Raw genomic sequence first — 16,696 nt, forward strand, 5'->3', positions numbered from 1 at the left:
AAGCGGGCTGCCAGGCCTCAAAGGAAAATCAGTCCCGGCCGCAACGAATTTCGATTTCGGCCGGGTGACATCTGGGAACGTGCGTTTCAGCTCTTCTTTCGTATTGAATAGACATTCCTCATGTCTGTTTTGCTTCTGGAAATGTCGCAAGTATTTCAGCGCCAAAGTGGATCAAAAGTATCCTGAAATCGTGAGGTGCCGCTGTCTGAGTCTTAGGCAGTGGAGAATTGGGAAGCCGGTGTAAATCCGGCACTGCCCCCGCAACGGTAAGGAAGGTCAGGTTCGACAATCAACCACTGGGACGAGGATCCCGGGAAGGTGTCGAAACCGGGCGTAAGCCCCTTTCAAGTCCGGAAACCAGCCTCGCATATATGTCAAACCGCGGGTGGCGGTGGGGGCACTGGTTTCGGACGTGATCCTCGCGCGACTCCGGACGGTACCTCCTTGTCATCTGCCCAAGCAATGCCGCGGGGCGCGGTAGGAGAGCCAGAAGTGAACAGCATTCAAAGCCTGTTGGCGCGTCGAAACCCAGGCTACGCTCTGGAACAGGCGTTTTACACCGATCCAGAGATTTTTCAGACCGATTTAGAAACCATTCATTATCGAGAGTGGCTGTTTGCCATTCCGGCGTGCGAGCTGGTGAAAGCAGGTGACTACGTCACTTACAACGTCGGGGCATATCGCGTCATCATTGTACGCGGCGCTGACAACCAGATCCGGGCATATCACAACACGTGCCGCCATCGTGGGTCGATCATTTGCAAAGCTGCAAAAGGCAATGCGCCTAAGCTGGTTTGCCCGTATCACCAATGGACCTATGAGCTTGACGGCTCGTTGCTGTGGGCCCGTGATATGGGGCCGGACTTTGATCCCAAACAGCATGGTTTAAAGACTGTCCATTGCCGTGAGCTTGCCGGGTTGGTCTATATCTGCCTGGCACATGAAGCTCCCGATTTCGACACGTTCGCCAGTATTGCGCGCCCGTATCTTGAGCCGCATGATCTGGGAAATGCCAAGGTCGCCTTTGAAAGCTCAATCATCGAGAACGGCAACTGGAAGCTGGTCTGGGAAAACAACCGCGAGTGCTATCACTGTGGCGGCAACCATCCCGCTCTGTGTCGGACCTTCCCAGATGATCCGGGTGTGACAGGGATCGAAGGTGGTGAAACGCCAGCCTACATGCAGGCCCATTTCGACCGCTGCCAGGATGCGGGCATGCCATCACAGTTCTACCTTAATGACGACGGCCAATACCGTCTTGCTCGTATGCCTCTGAAAGAAGGCGCTGAGAGCTATACGATGGACGGAAAGTCCGCCGTACGCCGCTGGTTGGGCCGTTCGCCCTTTGCGGACGCGGGATCGCTTCTGAAATTCCACTATCCGACCACGTGGAACCACTTCCTCGCCGACCACTCGATCGTTTTCCGCGTCACTCCGATCAGCCCGACTGAGACTGAGGTCACAACCAAATGGCTGGTCAACAAGGACGCGGTTGAAGGCGTTGACTATGACGTGAAACGTCTGACCGAAGTATGGGTCGCCACCAATGACGAAGACCGTCAGGTGGTCGAGGACAACCAGCGGGGCATCAACAGCCCGGCCTATGTGCCCGGTCCGTATTCACCCATTCAGGAATCTGGCGTGCTGCAGTTCGTGGATTGGTATTGCAACACGTTGTCGGCCCGACTGGCGCCAGACACGATGGCGGCGGAGTAAGGCTGATGAAAGACCTGAACACGCGCTCTTCGGCCATCTGGCAGGATGGTGAGATGCTGGAATGTGTCTCGGTTGTGCCCGAGATGCCCAACACCGCCAGCTTTTCGTTCCGCGCTCCATCTGGGGCGCAGTTTGCCTATCACCCCGGTCAGTTCCTGACTCTCGAGATCCCGGCACCGAACCAGCCCGGAGGTGTCGTACATCGAACCTATACGATCTCGTCATCTCCGTCCCGGCCGCGGTCGATAACGATTACAGCCAAAGCGCAAGCAGACAGCATCGGTACGCGATGGATGCTGGAAAACCTGCAACCCGGTATGCGGGTTAAGGCTATCGGTCCGGCCGGCCTGTTTACCAACGTACAAAGCGCGGCGGGAAAGTACCTGTTTATCTCAGCTGGTTCGGGCATTACCCCGATGATGTCGATGACAACCTGTATGTGGGATGAAGGACGCGATCTGGATGTTGTCTTCATCAACTGCGCCAAACGGCCGTCCGAGATCATCTTCCGCCAACGGTTAGAGCAGATGGCCAGCCGCACCGACGGTTTGGACCTGAAGTTCGTTGTAGAAGAGCCGGATCGGTACCGCCCATGGACGGGGTATCAAGGTCAGTTCAACCAGTTAATGCTGGGGCTAATGGCGCCTGATTACCTTGAACGCGAGGTGTATTGCTGCGGACCCGAGCCGTTTATGCAGGCCGTACGCGATGCTCTGGGCGGTCTCGGCTTTGACATGAACAACTACCATCAGGAAAGCTTCGGTGCGCCGGTGGAAACCGAGGCCGATCAACCGGAACTGGATGACTTGATCCCGGACGAAGACAGCAGCGCCGAGATTCTGTTCGCGACCTCAGGCGTGACTGCCAAAGTGGCCGAGACCGACACGGTGCTTGCCGCAGCGCGCTCGGTTGGCCTGAACATTCCGTCGGGTTGCACCTTCGGCGTGTGCGGAACCTGCAAGGTCAAGAAGAACGCCGGCGAGGTCCACATGGTCCACAATGGCGGAATATCTGAAGACGACATCGAGGCAGGCTACATTCTTGCCTGTTGCTCGAACCCAATCGGAAAAGTCGAAGTCGAGGTGTAGAACGCTGCGGGCTGAATCGAAACCGTAGGATGGCACCAGCTGGCTACGGTTTCGATGTTGTCACTAGCTTTGTCGAAGAATTCGAGCCAGATCGGGCCGCCGAAACTGCGGCCCTTTCAAGACCTTTCCATCCTCACGCAGAACCGGGCGACCATCGGCGCCGAGTTTGGACATGTTCGAAGCATGGACCTCTTCCATCGCACTCTGCTTGACGCTGTGCAGGCCGAATTCCAAGAATGTTCCGTCCAACACGTATTGGATATCGCAAAGTGCATCCAGAACTTCGACCAAGTCGCCAGCTTCGACGGCGGCGCGTAGTTCGGCCACTTCCTCTTCGATGATTGCTAGCCGCATTTGCGCACGCTGCCCAGGGATTGAGGGGGCGCCGACGATAGGTACGTCGAATGCTTCATGCCATTCTCGAACGATCGTAAGTGTATCTTTCGGCATCAGAAATCCCAATCCTCATCCTCGGTCGCAACGGCCTTGCCGATCACATATGACGAGCCCGACCCGGAGAAGAAGTCGTGGTTTTCACTGTCCGGGCTGAGAGCCGCCAGAATTGCCGGATTTACCTCGGACACCTCGGGTGGGAACAGTGCTTCAAACCCCAGGTTTTGCAGCGCTTTGTTGGCGTTGTAATGCAGAAAGGCCTTTACATCCTCGGTCAGGCCGATCTCGTCATACAGTTCTTCGGTGTACTGGTTTTCGATCCCGTACAGCTCGAACATCAGGCCAAAGGCATAGTCCTTGAGTTCCAGCTGTTCCGCTTCGGAGAGCTTTTCGTATCCGCGCTGGAACTTGTAGCCAATGTAATACCCATGCACGGCCTCGTCGCGGATGATCAGGCGGATCAGATCGGCGGTGTTGGTCAGCTTGGCGCGGCTGGACCAGTACATCGGCAGGTAGAAACCCGAATAGAACAGGAAGCTCTCCAGAAACACCGACGCAATTTTGCGTTTCAGCGGGTCATTGCCCGGGGCGTAGGTGTTCAAGATGGCCTCGGCCTTGGCCTGCAGATGCGGGTTTTCTTCGGACCAGCGGAATGCCTCATCGATCTCCTTGGTCGAACACAGTGTCGAAAAGATCGAGGAATAGCTACGCGCGTGCACCGCCTCCATAAAGGCGATGTTGGTCAGCACCGCCTCTTCATGCGGAGTGACAGCATCCGGCATCAGAGCAGGGGCACCGACAGTGTTCTGGATCGTGTCCAGCAGGGTCAGGCCGGTGAAGACACGGATGGTCAGTTGCTTTTCGTGGTCGGTCAGCGTGGCCCAGCTCTGGATGTCGTTGGACAGCGGCACCTTTTCCGGCAGCCAAAAGTTGACTGTCAGGCGGTTCCAGACCTCAAGGTCCTTGTCATCCTCCAGCCGGTTCCAGTTGATGGCGCGGGGAATCTTGGTTTGGATCATGTCTTTCATATCGTTTCCCCTTACAACGAGCAGGATACGCAGCCCTGCACCTCGGTCCCTTCAAGGGCTTCCTGGCGCAGTCGCACGTAATAGATGGTTTTGATGCCTTTCTTCCACGCATAGATTTGTGCGCGGTTGATATCGCGGGTAGTGGCTTCGGCCGGGAAGAACAGGGTAAGTGAAAGGCCCTGATCCACGTGTTCGGTGGCCGCAGCATAGGTGTCGATCAGCGCTTCAGGGCCGATCTCATAGGCATCACGGTAGTATTCGAGGTTGTCGTTATCCATGAAGGCCGCCGGGTAATAGACGCGGCCGATCTTGCCCTCTTTCCGGATTTCGATCTTGGACACGATCGGGTGGATCGAGGAGGTTGAGTTGTTGATGTAGCTGATCGAGCCAGTCGGCGGTACCGCCTGCAGGTTGCGGTTAAATAGGCCGTGTTTGATCACGTCGGCCTTCAACGCCGCCCAATCGTCGCGCGTTGGCAGGGTCATGCCATCGAACAATGCCTTGACCCGATCGCTTTCGGGTAGCCAGTCACGGGTGGTGTATTTGTCGAAGAACGCACCCGAGGCATAATCCGATTTCTCGAACCCTTTGAAGGACGCGTTGCGTTCCTTGGCCAGATCGCAGGACGTACGGATCGCGTGATAGGCCATAGCCGCGAAGTACACAGATGTGAACTCGACACCCTCTGGCGAGCCATAGTGGATATGTTCGCGGGCAAGGAACCCGTGCAGGTTCATCTGCCCCAGACCGATCGCGTGGCTTTCATCATTGCCCCGACGCACCGACGGCACCGAGTCAATCGCTGACATCTCGGACACCGCCGTCAGTGCGCGGATCGCAGCGCCAACAGTGCCGCCCAGATCGCCGCCATCCATTGTCTTGGCAATATTCAGAGAGCCGAGGTTGCAGGAGATATCCGTTCCCAGATGGGAATAGCTGAGGTCATCGTTGAACTCGGACGCCTCATTCACCTGCAGAATTTCGGAACACAGGTTCGACATGTTGATCCGGCCCGCGATGGGGTTCATCCGGTTCACCGTGTCTTCGAACATCACGTAAGGGTAGCCGGATTCGAACTGAATCTCGGCAATGGTCTGGAAAAACTCGCGAGCGTTGACCTTTGATTTGCGGATGCGCTTGTCATCGACCATCTCGTTGTACTTCTCAGTGACCGAGATTTCCGAGAACGGCACGCCATAGACCTTTTCCACATCATGCGGCGAGAAAAGGTACATATCGGCGTTCTTTTTCGCCAGCTCAAAGGTGATGTCGGGGATCACCACGCCAAGGCTCAGCGTTTTGATGCGGATTTTCTCATCCGCGTTTTCGCGCTTGGTGTCGAGGAACCGCATGATGTCCGGGTGGTGGGCGTTCAGATAGACCGCGCCAGCTCCTTGCCGCGCACCCAGCTGGTTGGCGTAGGAGAAGCTGTCTTCCAGCAGTTTCATCACAGGGATCACGCCAGAGGATTGGTTCTCAATCCCTTTGATCGGGGCGCCATGCTCGCGGATGTTGGTCAGCAACAGTGCAACGCCACCGCCGCGCTTGGACAGCTGCAGGGCTGAGTTGATGCCGCGCCCGATGCTCTCCATGTTGTCTTCCAGACGCAGTAAGAAGCACGAGATTAGTTCGCCGCGTGAGGCCTTGCCCGCGTTCAGAAAGGTCGGGGTAGCGGGCTGGAAACGGCCAGCTAACATTTCTTCCATGAAGGACACGGCCAGCGCCTCATCGCCACGCGCTAGAGCCAGCGCGGTCATGACAACGCGATCCTCATAACGTTCGAGGTACCTTTGTCCGTCACGAGTTTTCAGGGTGTACGAGGTGTAATACTTGAATGCGCCCAGAAAGGTCGGGAACCGGAATTTCTTTGCATAGGCCGCATCCCAGATCTTGCGCATGAAGTTCTTGGAATACTGGTCCAGAACGGCCTCTTCATAATAGCCCTCGGAAACCAGATACCCCAGCTTTTCATCCAGCGAGTGGAAGAATACTGTGTTCTGGTTCACATGCTGCAGGAAGTACTGCCGCGCGGCCATACGGTCGGCGTCGAAGCGGATCTTCCCCTCACTATCATAGAGGTTCAGCATCGCATTCAGCGCGTGATAGTCCTGCTCATTTACGCTGCTGTCGAGCATTGGTTTCTCCCTAATCTCTCAAGCCCTGCGCGGACGCGGGCGATGTCTGTTTCGGTGCCGGCCAGTTCAAAGGAATAGAGCAGCGGCACCTTGCATTTCTGCGCGATGATGCGACCGGCCAAAGCGTAGGTCGCACCGAAATTCCGATTTCCGGTGCCAATCACCCCTACGATTCCAGCGCGTCGGAGGGGATCGTTCAGGAACTGGATCACCTGTTTAGGAACTGCTCCGCGACCTTCGCAATCGGCATAAGTTGGGCACATTAAAACATATGGGCTTCTGGGTTCAGGCTGCTGATCCACCTCTATCGGAATGCGTAAAGAAGGCAGGCCCAGCCGCGTAACAAAGCGGTGGGTGTTTCCCGATTTCGATGAGAAATAGACCAGCGCCGGGATCGGCGCGGTCACGGATCAGGCCAGTTGGGCGATCATGTCCGGGCGAAAGCCAGACCAGTGATCGCTGCCTGCGATTACGACTGGTGCCTGACGATAGCCCAGCTCGGTCACATGGGTCATCGCGCTGTCGTCTTCGGTCAGGTCGACGACGTCATATATAATGCCTTTTGCGTCCAGCGCGCGGGTGGTGGCGGTGCATTGTACACAGGCGGGTTTGGAATATACGGTAATGCTCATTGGTCCTCTGTCCTTTTAATCAAAGCCGAGGACGTCACGGGTAATAAGTTCCCGATGCGCGCCCCCGAACCCTCCGTTCGTGGTTATCGTCTACGCCTGCGGCAGGTCTCCTGGCTCGCGGATCAATGTTCGGACTGGCCTTCCCAAAAGGAAACTTTCAGTGGCATATTCAGCCGAACTCTCCGCTTACAGTTGCGGGGGCAGCGCCGGAATTTCACCGGTTTCCCTCTTAGCTTTCGACATGAATCGAAAGAACCGAAGCAACACCATATTGGGTTTGGTGGTGATGGTTTGTCAACATATTGGGTGAGGCAGCTTGAGGATTCTTTTGACTTGCTAACATCGTGATATTCAAAATAGTGCGCGTGATCCGGCGCGTTGCAGGGACGAGAAACAAGCCTTTATTTGCTTGATGCCTTATAAAACCGTTTAGTCACAGCGCAATCTGCAAGGAATTGACTGCGTAGTTTTAGGTCGTCATTAGGCAATTGGTTTCTTCTGAGACGAGGGCGAAAGGTCGGCGGGCTTTACCGTTCAATTCGCGGTGGACAACAGTCATGAACGATTTGGCCAAAAGTGCAGTTTGGTGGAGTTCAGATCCCGCAAATTGATTGACGGCGCAAACGTTACAATCGCCAGTACGACGCAAAACCTACAAGACCGGACCTATGTACCGCGAAGGCAAGCCGGGTTGTACCTTGTGGATACAAAGCTCAGATGGACATGAGCCATTTTTTGAAAATTCTAACTGTGACTCGTTCCTGATCGCCGGGTCGGCAGACGAAATACAATCCGCGGTCCAGAGGAACATTGCTTTGATCGAGACGGGTCAGTCGGCCAAGCTTTAAGTCCCTCTCCGCCAAAAGGTGTCTGGCCAACGCAACGCCTTGCCCATCAATCGCAGCTTCCAAGAGAACAGCACTATCCACGTATTTTATGCTCTGTGCGTTGATGCGTTCGGGGTTCAATCCAACTTGCTCGGCCCAGCTTTCCCATCCGACGTTAAATGCATCGTGTAAGAGGGGAAGGTTGGCGATGTCTTCGGCGCTCAAGGGCAAGTCTGTTTTCTCAACAAGTGAGGGCGCGGCTACGACAATCAATTCCTCTTGTCTAATTTTCTCATGATAGAGCCCGTCCCAGCCGGGTTCTCCAAACCTCAGAGCTACATCGACCTCAGATGTGTCGAAGTTCGCAAGGGCATCGTTCGTGTCCAGCAACAAGGCAATACCCGGATGCTTCTGTTGAAATGAACTCAGTAACGGCACAAGCCATTTGAGCGCCAGTGAAGTGGATAATGAAACTGTAAGCGACTGTCGGTGATGTAGCCGCTTCACATCCATTACGCCCAGTTGTAGCGCTGAAAACGCCCCGCGTGTCGATTGATACAGGCGTTCTCCGGCTTTGGTCAGTTCAACGCCATTGGGGCGGCGATGAAAGAGCGAGACGCCGAGATGAAGTTCTAGCAGTTTAATCTGCCGACTGATCGCCCCGTGAGTGACGTTCAGAACATTCGCTGCCTTGGTCACGTTGGAGTGGGTTGCGGTTTCGTCAAAGGCCTGAAGGGCGCGAAGGTGTCTGAGGTTCTCTGCCATGTGAGAAAAACTAACAGGAGGAACCTAAAAACTCGATAGGGCAACTGAAAGCCTGAGAGTTACAATGACTTCAGTTTGAAAAACCTCACACAATGCGTCCGAAGAAAGGAGACACCATGCCCGAAGTCAAAGTCGCGCTGATGACAGGTACAGGACAAGGGATCGGCCGGGGCTGCGCCATTGAGATGGCAAAGGCAGGCTATAAAGTTTCTCTGATGTCCCCGTCCAATCGGTCCGTGGAATTGGCGGAAGAACTTGGGGGCATTGGCCGCCGTGGCTCTGTTCTGGATGTGGGTGACTTGCAGGCAATGATCGACGACACCATGAGCAAGTATGGACGGATTGATGCAATTGTCAGCAACATGGGTCATGGAGGAACGGTACCCGAAGCCATCAAGACAGTGGGCTTCGATCCTGATTTTGACGGGCCCCTCTTGGAGCTAAGCGACGAGCTTTGGCACGAAAGTTTGGATATGTATGTACTGAACGTTGTGAAGATTGCTCGCATTGTTACGCCCATATTGATCGAACAAGGCGGGGGTGCTTTCGTAAACATCTCATCCATGAATACGGTCGAACCGCGAGCACCTTATCCTATGAGCATGTTACGGGGTGCTTTGCACAGCTTCTCAAAGCTTTACGGGGATCGTTATGCGCGGCACAACATTCGCATGAACAACCTGCTCCCGGGATTCTGCGAAAACGTAAACCTGTCCGAACAAGCCCGACGGGAAATTCCTGCTCAGCGGCCCGCAACCTTTAAGGAAATTGGACAGGCTTGCGTGTTTCTAGCCAGTGAAGGTGCCCGGTATATAAACGGACAGAGTATACTATCCGATGGCGGGATGAATCGTGCGGTACGATAGCAAAAAGGCAATGAAAGATGATTGTAAGGGCGCTCAAAGAGATCCTGGGTACGGAACGAGATGTTTCTGGTCCGGGTTGGGAGAGTAGACGGTTGTTGCTTGCCTCTGATGGCATGGGATTTTCGCTGACGGATACGATCATCAAACAGGGCGAAGAGCTCGAGCTTGAATACACCCACCATCTAGAGGCGTGCTACTGCATCGAGGGCAGGGGGCAGATTAGGGCGCTCGGCGATGAAACCTGGCATTCCCTCGAGCCATTTACTCTCTATGCCTTGGACCAACATGACCGGCATTTGGTGAAAGCGACAGATGCTGACTTGAGGCTCGTCTGCGTATTCAATCCGCCACTCAGCGGGCGTGAAGTACACCGAAAGGACGGTAGCTATGCGCCGATTGCCTCACAATGAGTTCTTCCTGTGGCTAGCAAAAGTCTTACACCCTGTCTTTTTTTCGCTGAAAACACAAAACGCAGATGTTTACAGGGTTCTTAAGTCCGGTGCGGCATCAGCGTGAAATAAAACGAAGTGAATTCAGATAACCAATCTTAGAACGTTCCGGGTTTTGGTGCGCATCACAGAAGCAAAATTCTGGAGAAGCGCTGATAGCAGAATCTGGGGCCCATCGTTTTTCTGGGAGTTTCAATGCGAGGAACTTCCATTACATCCCCGAAAGCCCTGCGTTTGTATTCAAAAGAAACTGGCGGAAAATCGGGCTGCTTGCCGCCCCAATGCCACGGGCGTTTTCTCCAACCGAAGCAGCTTCTACGACCGGAGGAATCAAGCCGCGTTTGTCTTGGTTGATTAAATAACGGCGAACCCTCGATACCAACTCCTCCCGCACTTCCGGCGGGAATGCACCATCGATGAAAATCGCCTCAAAATCGATGACCGCGCAAATAGAGAGTGCAGCTTTGGCCAATTCCTGCGCCGTGGTGCCAATCCATGGTTCAACGTACCGGGAAATAGTGCTCCAATCCTGCGGCTTCTTCCAGAGGATTTCTGGATCGACGCCCCCTTCGATCAACCTGTCTTCAAGCAGAAACAGCGAGGCCGTGTCGATCAATTGCTGGCTTTCACCCAATGGACCTGTCGTACGCATTGCGCCTAGCGCGCCGGCATTGCCTTGGTTGCCCTCGAATACGGTGCCGTTCAGCGCGACGCCGCCGCCGATCATGGAACCAATGAAGAAATAAAAATAGTCGCGATATTCAGCGCCGCGACCATAAAGGTGCTCTGCGTGACACGCGGCCGTCGCGTCGTTGACCACGAAAACCGGCAAGTCACTGAACTTGGCAACCTCGGAAAAAAAGTTCACGTTTTTCCAGGAACGGAATTTCTTGGCGGCAAGCCCGGACAGGTCGTGCCATTTCCAAAGCTCGAACGGCGTTCCAATTCCAATACCGCAGACCCGGTCGCGAAGCCTTTGAGGTTCGGGGGACAATAGTGTTTCCAAACCAGTCTCCAGAAACCCGAAGATAACCTCTGGCAGCGGATAGTCATAGGTCGTGGAAAGCTGGCGTCGCGGTCTGCCTGTAAAGTCGATCAAAAGAAGGTCGGCGCTGCGTCTCCCTATCTTCATCCCGACAGATAAAATGCCTTCCGGGTTTAGCTCCATAGGGATCGAAGGTTTTCCAACTTTACCGCGGAGAGGGGTGCCGCGCTTGAGAATCTCGTCCTTTTCGAGTTTCCGTAAAATAATGGAAACGGTCTGAGGTGACAGGCCTGTCAGCCGAGCTACGTCGGCGCCAGCGGCAGGCCCATGCCGTTGTAAAACCGTCAAAATCAGTCGTTCGTTGTGATCGCGAACACCACTTTGACTTACCCCGCCGGTCAGTGTTTTGAGCGCCTCTTTCTCCATAAAATTAAGCATAAACACCTTGTTTTCTTATGAAAAGGTGTCGGGGTAAATTAATAAATAAACTTTATTTATTTATTGACAGGGATACCAGAATCACGGTTTCTTGATTGAGACCTTCATTGGAGGATGAGGTCTGACCTCGCAGGCACGTCATGCGAGGCACAACATTTTTTGGGAGGACAATATGAGAAATCTATTCAAGATTGCCGCATCGGCGACCGCACTCACGGTAGCGGCTGCATCTGCCCAAGCGGCCGGTGAAACTGTCTGCCTGATCACGAAGACAGATACCAATCCATTCTTTGTAAAGATGAAGGAAGGCGCCACAGCTAAGGCTGAAGAGCTTGGCATGACACTGAAGGCCTTTGCGGGGAAAATCGACGGCGACCACGAAACTCAGGTTCAGGCTATAGAGACCTGCATCCTTGACGGTGCAAAAGGCATTTTGCTCACGGCGTCTGACACAAGCTCGATTGTTCCTGCGGTTCAGCAGGCGCGTGACGCTGGTGTGTTGGTGATTGCTTTGGACACACCGCTAAGCCCGATTGACTCTGCGGACGCAACCTTTGCGACGGACAACTACAAGGCTGGCCTGTTGATCGGTCAATGGGCAAAGGCAAAAATGGGTGATGCGGCAGCGGATGCCAAAATCGCGACTCTTGACCTGAACGTTAGTCAGCCAACAGTGGATGTTCTGCGCAATCAGGGCTTCCTCGACGGCTTTGGGGTAGACCTCGCTGACCCCAATGTGATCGGCGATGAGACTGACGCTCGCCTGGTTGGTAGTGACGTAACCGATGGCAACGAAGAAGGTGGGCGCCGCGCCATGGAAAACCTCTTGGCCAAAGACTCAACGATCAATGTGGTGCACACGATCAACGAACCAGCGGCAGCGGGTGCATACGAAGCCTTGAAGTCGATCGGACGCGAAAACGACGTTCTGATCGTATCCGTTGATGGCGGCTGCCCCGGCGTACAAAATGTAGAAGCCGGTGTAATCGGGGCGACAAGCCAGCAATACCCGCTTTTGATGGCTTCACTTGGGGTTGAGGCTGTGAAGAAATGGGCCGACGAGGGCGTTAAGCCTGAAAACACGCCCGGTAAAGACTTCTATGACACCGGTGTTGCGCTCATTACTGACCAACCTGTTGACGGTGTGGAGTCAATTTCGGTCGCCGAAGGCTTGGAGCTCTGCTGGGGTTAAAACTGACCCAATGGATGAGGCGCATAAGAGCGCCTCATCATTCCTTTCACCAGCAAACCGAAACTTCCTGTACAATGATCTCGTGGGCGTAATGCCGGTCACGAAAAGGGGGAGATATGTCTGAAGCAAACCAAAGCGCCCAAGGTTATGAAACCGCCGCAAACAAATCAGAAACTGTGGCGGAATTTGAAGATAATCGGCATGGTGTTCTCGGGAAGTTGCAACATCTCCTCCATGTCAATCCTTCCTTTGTACCGCTTATCGTATTGGTCGGAGCAATCATAATATTTGGTCTGCTTCTGGGCTCAAAGTTCTTCTCACCCTTTGCAATGACGCTGATCCTTCAGCAGGTTCAGATTGTTGGTATCGTCGCCGCGGCGCAAAGCTTGGTCATTCTGACTGCGGGTATCGACCTGAGCGTTGGCGCGATCATGGTGTTTTCGTCCGTAATCATGGGGCAGTTCACGTTCCGGTACGGCATCCCTGTGCCAATCGCCGTGATGTGCGGTTTGGCTGTTGGCACGATGATCGGAGCACTGAACGGTTGGCTTGTCAGTCGCGTTAAACTGCCGCCGTTTATTGTCACTCTCGGGATGTGGCAGATCGTTCTCGCGACCAACTTCTTGTATTCCGCAAACGAAACAATTCGCAGCCAGGACATCGAAGCAAACGCCCCGTTCCTTCAGTTCTTCGGCACTAAATTTTCTATCGGTGGCGCAACGTTTACCGTTGGCGTCATTTTCATGCTCGTCCTGATCTTTGTGTTGGCCTACGCACTCAAACACACGGCTTGGGGCCGGCATGTCTATGCTGTGGGAGACGATCCTGAGGCAGCCGAACTGTCAGGTGTCAACGTCCACCGAACGCTCATGTCCGTCTACATGTTATCTGGTCTGATCTGTGCCTTCGCTGGTTGGGCTCTGATCGGACGCATCGGATCTGTCTCTCCAACATCGGGCCAACTGGCCAATATCGAGAGCATCACCGCTGTTGTGATTGGAGGTATCTCCCTATTCGGTGGGCGGGGATCCATTTTAGGATCGCTTTTTGGAGCGCTAATCGTTGGCGTCTTCACCCTCGGTCTGAGGCTGCTGGGCGCAGACGCGCAGTGGACCTTCTTGCTCATCGGTCTTCTCATCATCGCAGCGGTCGCAGTTGACCAGTGGATCAGAAAGGTATCGGGCTAATGACAGAGCCAACTCCAGTCGTCCAAGGCCGCGGGATCGTGAAGCGCTATGGCCATGTCACCGCTATTGACCATTCCGACTTTGAGCTGCGCCAAGGTGAAATTCTGGCCGTCATCGGGGACAACGGCGCGGGCAAATCGTCCATCGTTAAGGCGATCTGTGGTGCCACAATCCCGGATGAGGGTGAGATCCTGATCGAAGGAAAGAAGGTAAATTTCACCTCTCCAATCGACGCACGGAACATGGGGATCGAGATTGTCTATCAGCAGCTCGCCATGTCGCCCGCTTTGTCGATCGCGGACAATATGTTCATGGGTCGTGAAATCCGTAAACAGGGCTTCATGGGCAAGTATCTGCGTCAGCTTGACCGACCCGCCATGGAAAAGTTCGCCCGTGAAAAATTGACCGAGCTCGGACTGATGACAGTCCAATCCATCAATCAAGCAGTTGAGACGCTGTCAGGCGGTCAACGCCAGGGCGTCGCCGTTGCGCGCGCCGCAGCCTTTGCGACCAAGTTCATCATCATGGATGAACCGACCGCTGCCTTGGGGGTCAAAGAAAGCCGGAAGGTTCTCGAACTCATCCAGGATGTGCGCGCACGCGGTATTCCGATCATTCTGATCAGCCACAACATGCCTCATGTCTTTGAAGTCGCAGATCGCATTCACGTACACCGCTTGGGCAAACGCCTCTGCACAATTGATCCTAAGGACTACACAATGTCTGACGCGGTGGCCTTTATGACTGGCGCCAAGGAACCACCAAAAGAAGACGCGGCGTGATTGAACAGGATGCAAAGCGCGTTTGCGATCTGATCTCCTCCCGGAGGCAGGTTGGGGGTCGGACGATTGTCGCAATCGCCGGCCCCCCTGCATCTGGAAAGTCGACCTTGGCAGACGTCGTCGTGCAATCGCTAAACGCGCAACCGTCTTCGTCGGTTCCATTGGCTACGTTGATACCAATGGATGGCTACCATCTGGACAATCGAGTGCTTGAGGCGCGTGGTCTATTGGCGAGAAAAGGCGCGCCAGAAACTTTCGATGGAGTTGGGTTTTGCAATGCAATCAAAACATTGCAGATTGCGCAACATGAGACCTTTTACCCAAAATTTGACCGCCATATGGACTTGGCCGTTGCCAACGCGATTGCCGTTCACCCGGAAACTCCGATAGTCGTCGTTGAAGGAAACTATCTTTTGATGGATCGCGATCCGTGGAGAACATTGGTTGACGTCTATGGCGCAACGGTTTTTGTCAGCCCGACTTTGGAAGAGCTCAAAGACAGGTTGCAACACCGCTGGATCCAGCATGGTTTTGATCCAAAAAATGCACTGGAACGAGCGAAAACGAACGATCTGCCTAATGCTGAACTTGTCATCAAGGGCAGTAGGAAAGCCGATCTAACCTTAAACCAGAACTACACTTAAATCGGGAAGCGCTACACGTTCTAATTCTTCGCACCGGACTTAGCCGTTCGTTGAGGCAGCGCGTTGGGCGGTTTCAAGTACCTTCGTGGAGAGGTGGCTTTACGGACCAATGCTGTCTTTGCATGGTCGACCGATGCCGACGATCGGCTACCACTTAAAAACGTGGCGCAGGACACGAAGGTTCCCGTTCACTTTGTTTCCACCGAGATCGCCTGCAAGCCTTTGAAGTACGTTTCCGAAATCATAATTCGGGATCGCATCCTGCACGCTTTTGACCTGCGTCTTACTAAGACCTTTGCGAACTTTGCCATCGGTGGCGTCAACCCAATCCCCTTTGCGTACTGCTTCCACGACCCTTTGATTTGGACCACGATACGGGAATACCTTGTGATGCCAGTGTATTGCATCGCGCAATAACTGAGGGTCCAATCCCCAGCCATATTTTTCATTGTCGGCTAAGGCGAGTTCTTCTGACGGCTCCAAATATGCAAGCTCATTCTCAGTCCAGAGGCCAATGTCATGGTAGACCAATGCCGTCTCGACCAAAGGTCTCACGGTTTCGTCGCCGTTTAGAAAACGCATCGCGTAGGTGATAACGCGATAAACGTGACCGCGATACGCCGGGTAGTCATTGCCAATGATGTCACGGTAGGGGGCCAACAGGTTTTCCACGCGTTCACTGTGGTCAATGATCTGAATTGTTTCGGTCATCTTGCTGGCTCTCTTGGACTTGGCTGAAATTGGTAGTAATCGGGTGATTACAATGACGCAAATAGATAAGTCAACGGGTGATTACTTGGGCGCTAAATTGAAACAGTCAGTCGAGGTTGAAGGCAAGCAGCGCAACCCAACTATGACTCGGGAAGCACTGTTGAGCGCAGCCCGTAAGGAATTTCAGAGAGCGGGATATGAAGGGGCCAGCACGAGAAGTATCGCGTCGGATGCGGGGTGCAACGCGGCCCTTATCAATCGGTATTTTGGTTCGAAGATCGGTTTGTTTAGTGCCGTGATGGAATCGTGCTTTGATCTTGGTCCACTCAAAGGATTGTCATCCGATCAAATCGTGACAGCACTAGTCGATATTGCTTTGGCAAAAGCAGATCATCAGTTTGATTTCGACCCGATGGTTGTGGCGATCAGGTCTTCTGGATCGGTGGAGGCCCATAGCGTCATTCGTGAAAAGCTCGGCAATCCTATGGTTGAGGAACTTGCTGAACTCATCGGAGGTGACCAGGCACACCAGAAGGCCGGAATGCTTTTGAGCATCATTTCTGGAGTGTTCGTTGGTCGTGTTTCGGTCGGTGCAGACGCGTTGTCTGTGCAAGAGGACGAAACCTTGAAAACACTGATGATTGCGGCGATGACTGCCGTTTTATCGCCTGGCACCGCCAAATAGATTTATCAGACCCTTACGACCTCATAAGAAGTGCACGTTAATGCTTTGAGCAGCAGACTGCGTGCTGTTGGCGTCTCATCGCTTCGTTTTGCCGATGTGTACCCAAATGGGAAACGCGAGACAGAAGTTGTTTACCCTGTTCATGCAGTGGTGACTCGGGAGATATCGGCTAC

General features: G+C 54.0%; 17 protein-coding genes and 2 riboswitches. Of the genes, 9 read left to right on the forward strand and 8 right to left on the reverse strand.

The features are described from left to right. Nucleotides 1–176 precede the first annotated feature (176 nt). A riboswitch (cobalamin riboswitch) is annotated at nt 177–380 on the forward strand. 82 nt (nt 381–462) lie between these two features. Further along, a complete protein-coding gene (locus tag ACR0EO_RS19345; RefSeq protein ID WP_480692581.1) occupies nt 463–1,716 on the forward strand; it encodes an aromatic ring-hydroxylating oxygenase subunit alpha in 1,254 nt (417 codons plus the stop codon). Nucleotides 1,717–1,721: 5 nt separating this feature from the next. Beyond that, entirely contained in the window at nt 1,722–2,804 is a 1,083-nt protein-coding gene (locus tag ACR0EO_RS19350; RefSeq protein ID WP_480692450.1) for an FAD-binding oxidoreductase, read from the forward strand. A 63-nt stretch (nt 2,805–2,867) separates the two neighbouring features. Here the strand turns inward: ACR0EO_RS19350 and ACR0EO_RS19355 are convergent, their stop codons facing one another. The 6 genes from ACR0EO_RS19355 to ACR0EO_RS19380 form a co-directional block, all read right to left on the reverse strand. Next, entirely contained in the window at nt 2,868–3,254 is a 387-nt protein-coding gene (locus ACR0EO_RS19355) for a pyrophosphohydrolase domain-containing protein (RefSeq protein ID WP_480692451.1), read from the reverse strand. Continuing rightward, nucleotides 3,254–4,225 carry a class 1b ribonucleoside-diphosphate reductase subunit beta gene (gene nrdF / locus ACR0EO_RS19360; RefSeq protein WP_480692452.1) on the reverse strand — a complete coding sequence of 324 codons (972 nt, stop codon included), beginning with the start codon at nt 4,223–4,225 and terminating at the stop codon, nt 3,254–3,256. The genes ACR0EO_RS19355 and nrdF overlap by 1 nt, the downstream gene beginning before the upstream one ends. Nucleotides 4,226–4,236: 11 nt before the next feature. Next, nucleotides 4,237–6,360 carry a class 1b ribonucleoside-diphosphate reductase subunit alpha gene (gene nrdE / locus ACR0EO_RS19365; protein WP_480692453.1) on the reverse strand — a complete coding sequence of 708 codons (2,124 nt, stop codon included), beginning with the start codon at nt 6,358–6,360 and terminating at the stop codon, nt 4,237–4,239. Beyond that, nucleotides 6,342–6,755: a class Ib ribonucleoside-diphosphate reductase assembly flavoprotein NrdI gene (gene nrdI, locus ACR0EO_RS19370; protein WP_480692582.1), complete on the reverse strand. Its 414-nt coding sequence runs from the start codon at nt 6,753–6,755 to the stop codon at nt 6,342–6,344. Before nrdI ends, nrdE begins: the two co-directional genes overlap by 19 nt. A gap of 15 nt (nt 6,756–6,770) precedes the next feature. Continuing rightward, nucleotides 6,771–6,992, reverse strand: a complete 222-nt coding sequence (nrdH, locus tag ACR0EO_RS19375) for a glutaredoxin-like protein NrdH (RefSeq protein ID WP_480692454.1) — start codon at nt 6,990–6,992, stop codon at nt 6,771–6,773. An 83-nt stretch (nt 6,993–7,075) separates the two neighbouring features. Continuing rightward, a riboswitch (cobalamin riboswitch) is annotated at nt 7,076–7,267 on the reverse strand. A gap of 438 nt (nt 7,268–7,705) precedes the next feature. Further along, the gene (locus tag ACR0EO_RS19380; RefSeq protein WP_480692455.1) at nt 7,706–8,584 is read right to left on the reverse strand and encodes a LysR substrate-binding domain-containing protein; all 879 of its coding nucleotides are present in this window, start codon (nt 8,582–8,584) and stop codon (nt 7,706–7,708) included. A 116-nt stretch (nt 8,585–8,700) separates the two neighbouring features. On the opposite strand from ACR0EO_RS19380, the gene ACR0EO_RS19385 reads away from it, so the two are divergent. Both ACR0EO_RS19385 and ACR0EO_RS19390 read left to right on the forward strand, forming a co-directional pair. Continuing rightward, the gene (locus tag ACR0EO_RS19385; protein WP_480692456.1) at nt 8,701–9,450 is read left to right on the forward strand and encodes an SDR family oxidoreductase; all 750 of its coding nucleotides are present in this window, start codon (nt 8,701–8,703) and stop codon (nt 9,448–9,450) included. 17 nt (nt 9,451–9,467) lie between these two features. Next, the gene (locus ACR0EO_RS19390; RefSeq protein WP_480692457.1) at nt 9,468–9,860 is read left to right on the forward strand and encodes an ectoine synthase; all 393 of its coding nucleotides are present in this window, start codon (nt 9,468–9,470) and stop codon (nt 9,858–9,860) included. Nucleotides 9,861–10,110: 250 nt separating this feature from the next. Here ACR0EO_RS19390 and ACR0EO_RS19395 read toward each other — a convergent pair whose 3' ends face one another. Beyond that, nucleotides 10,111–11,310, reverse strand: coding sequence for an ROK family transcriptional regulator (locus tag ACR0EO_RS19395; RefSeq protein ID WP_480692583.1), 1,200 nt, complete (start codon nt 11,308–11,310; stop codon nt 10,111–10,113). Between the two features lie 184 nt (nt 11,311–11,494). On the opposite strand from ACR0EO_RS19395, the gene ACR0EO_RS19400 reads away from it, so the two are divergent. From ACR0EO_RS19400 to ACR0EO_RS19415, 4 genes are all read left to right on the forward strand, one after another. After that, complete coding sequence (locus ACR0EO_RS19400) at nt 11,495–12,514, forward strand: substrate-binding domain-containing protein (RefSeq protein ID WP_480692458.1); 1,020 nt, start codon at nt 11,495–11,497, stop codon at nt 12,512–12,514. Nucleotides 12,515–12,630: 116 nt separating this feature from the next. Then, nucleotides 12,631–13,701 (forward strand): ABC transporter permease, encoded by a 1,071-nt coding sequence (locus ACR0EO_RS19405; RefSeq protein WP_480692459.1) that lies wholly within the window; start codon nt 12,631–12,633, stop codon nt 13,699–13,701. Beyond that, nucleotides 13,701–14,483 (forward strand): ATP-binding cassette domain-containing protein, encoded by a 783-nt coding sequence (locus ACR0EO_RS19410; RefSeq protein ID WP_480692460.1) that lies wholly within the window; start codon nt 13,701–13,703, stop codon nt 14,481–14,483. Before ACR0EO_RS19405 ends, ACR0EO_RS19410 begins: the two co-directional genes overlap by 1 nt. Before the next feature lie 107 nt (nt 14,484–14,590). Continuing rightward, complete coding sequence (locus ACR0EO_RS19415) at nt 14,591–15,127, forward strand: nucleoside/nucleotide kinase family protein (protein ID WP_480692461.1); 537 nt, start codon at nt 14,591–14,593, stop codon at nt 15,125–15,127. A gap of 147 nt (nt 15,128–15,274) precedes the next feature. On the opposite strand, the gene ACR0EO_RS19420 is transcribed toward ACR0EO_RS19415, so the two are convergent. After that, nucleotides 15,275–15,838: a hypothetical protein gene (locus tag ACR0EO_RS19420; protein ID WP_480692462.1), complete on the reverse strand. Its 564-nt coding sequence runs from the start codon at nt 15,836–15,838 to the stop codon at nt 15,275–15,277. Between the two features lie 13 nt (nt 15,839–15,851). Here ACR0EO_RS19420 and ACR0EO_RS19425 point away from each other — a divergent pair, with 13 nt between their 5' ends. Then, a complete protein-coding gene (locus ACR0EO_RS19425) occupies nt 15,852–16,523 on the forward strand; it encodes a TetR/AcrR family transcriptional regulator (RefSeq protein ID WP_480692463.1) in 672 nt (223 codons plus the stop codon). Nucleotides 16,524–16,696: the final 173 nt, after the last annotated feature.

Source organism: Ruegeria sp. BE9 (assembly GCF_056538765.1).

Bases quoted from the DNA above. Each gene is read 5' to 3' on its own strand.
- ACR0EO_RS19390 (WP_480692457.1), top strand. From the start codon at position 9,468: ATGATTGTAAGGGCGCTCAAAGAGATCCTGGGTACGGAACGAGATGTT.
- ACR0EO_RS19380 (WP_480692455.1), bottom strand. From the start codon at position 8,584: ATGGCAGAGAACCTCAGACACCTTCGCGCCCTTCAGGCCTTTGACGAA.
- ACR0EO_RS19420 (WP_480692462.1), bottom strand. From the start codon at position 15,838: ATGACCGAAACAATTCAGATCATTGACCACAGTGAACGCGTGGAAAAC.
- nrdF (WP_480692452.1), bottom strand. From the start codon at position 4,225: ATGAAAGACATGATCCAAACCAAGATTCCCCGCGCCATCAACTGGAAC.
- nrdE (WP_480692453.1), bottom strand. From the start codon at position 6,360: ATGCTCGACAGCAGCGTAAATGAGCAGGACTATCACGCGCTGAATGCG.
- ACR0EO_RS19395 (WP_480692583.1), bottom strand. From the start codon at position 11,310: ATGGAGAAAGAGGCGCTCAAAACACTGACCGGCGGGGTAAGTCAAAGT.
- ACR0EO_RS19355 (WP_480692451.1), bottom strand. From the start codon at position 3,254: ATGCCGAAAGATACACTTACGATCGTTCGAGAATGGCATGAAGCATTC.
- ACR0EO_RS19405 (WP_480692459.1), top strand. From the start codon at position 12,631: ATGTCTGAAGCAAACCAAAGCGCCCAAGGTTATGAAACCGCCGCAAAC.
- ACR0EO_RS19345 (WP_480692581.1), top strand. From the start codon at position 463: ATGCCGCGGGGCGCGGTAGGAGAGCCAGAAGTGAACAGCATTCAAAGC.
- ACR0EO_RS19350 (WP_480692450.1), top strand. From the start codon at position 1,722: ATGAAAGACCTGAACACGCGCTCTTCGGCCATCTGGCAGGATGGTGAG.
- nrdH (WP_480692454.1), bottom strand. From the start codon at position 6,992: ATGAGCATTACCGTATATTCCAAACCCGCCTGTGTACAATGCACCGCC.
- ACR0EO_RS19385 (WP_480692456.1), top strand. From the start codon at position 8,701: ATGCCCGAAGTCAAAGTCGCGCTGATGACAGGTACAGGACAAGGGATC.
- ACR0EO_RS19400 (WP_480692458.1), top strand. From the start codon at position 11,495: ATGAGAAATCTATTCAAGATTGCCGCATCGGCGACCGCACTCACGGTA.
- ACR0EO_RS19410 (WP_480692460.1), top strand. From the start codon at position 13,701: ATGACAGAGCCAACTCCAGTCGTCCAAGGCCGCGGGATCGTGAAGCGC.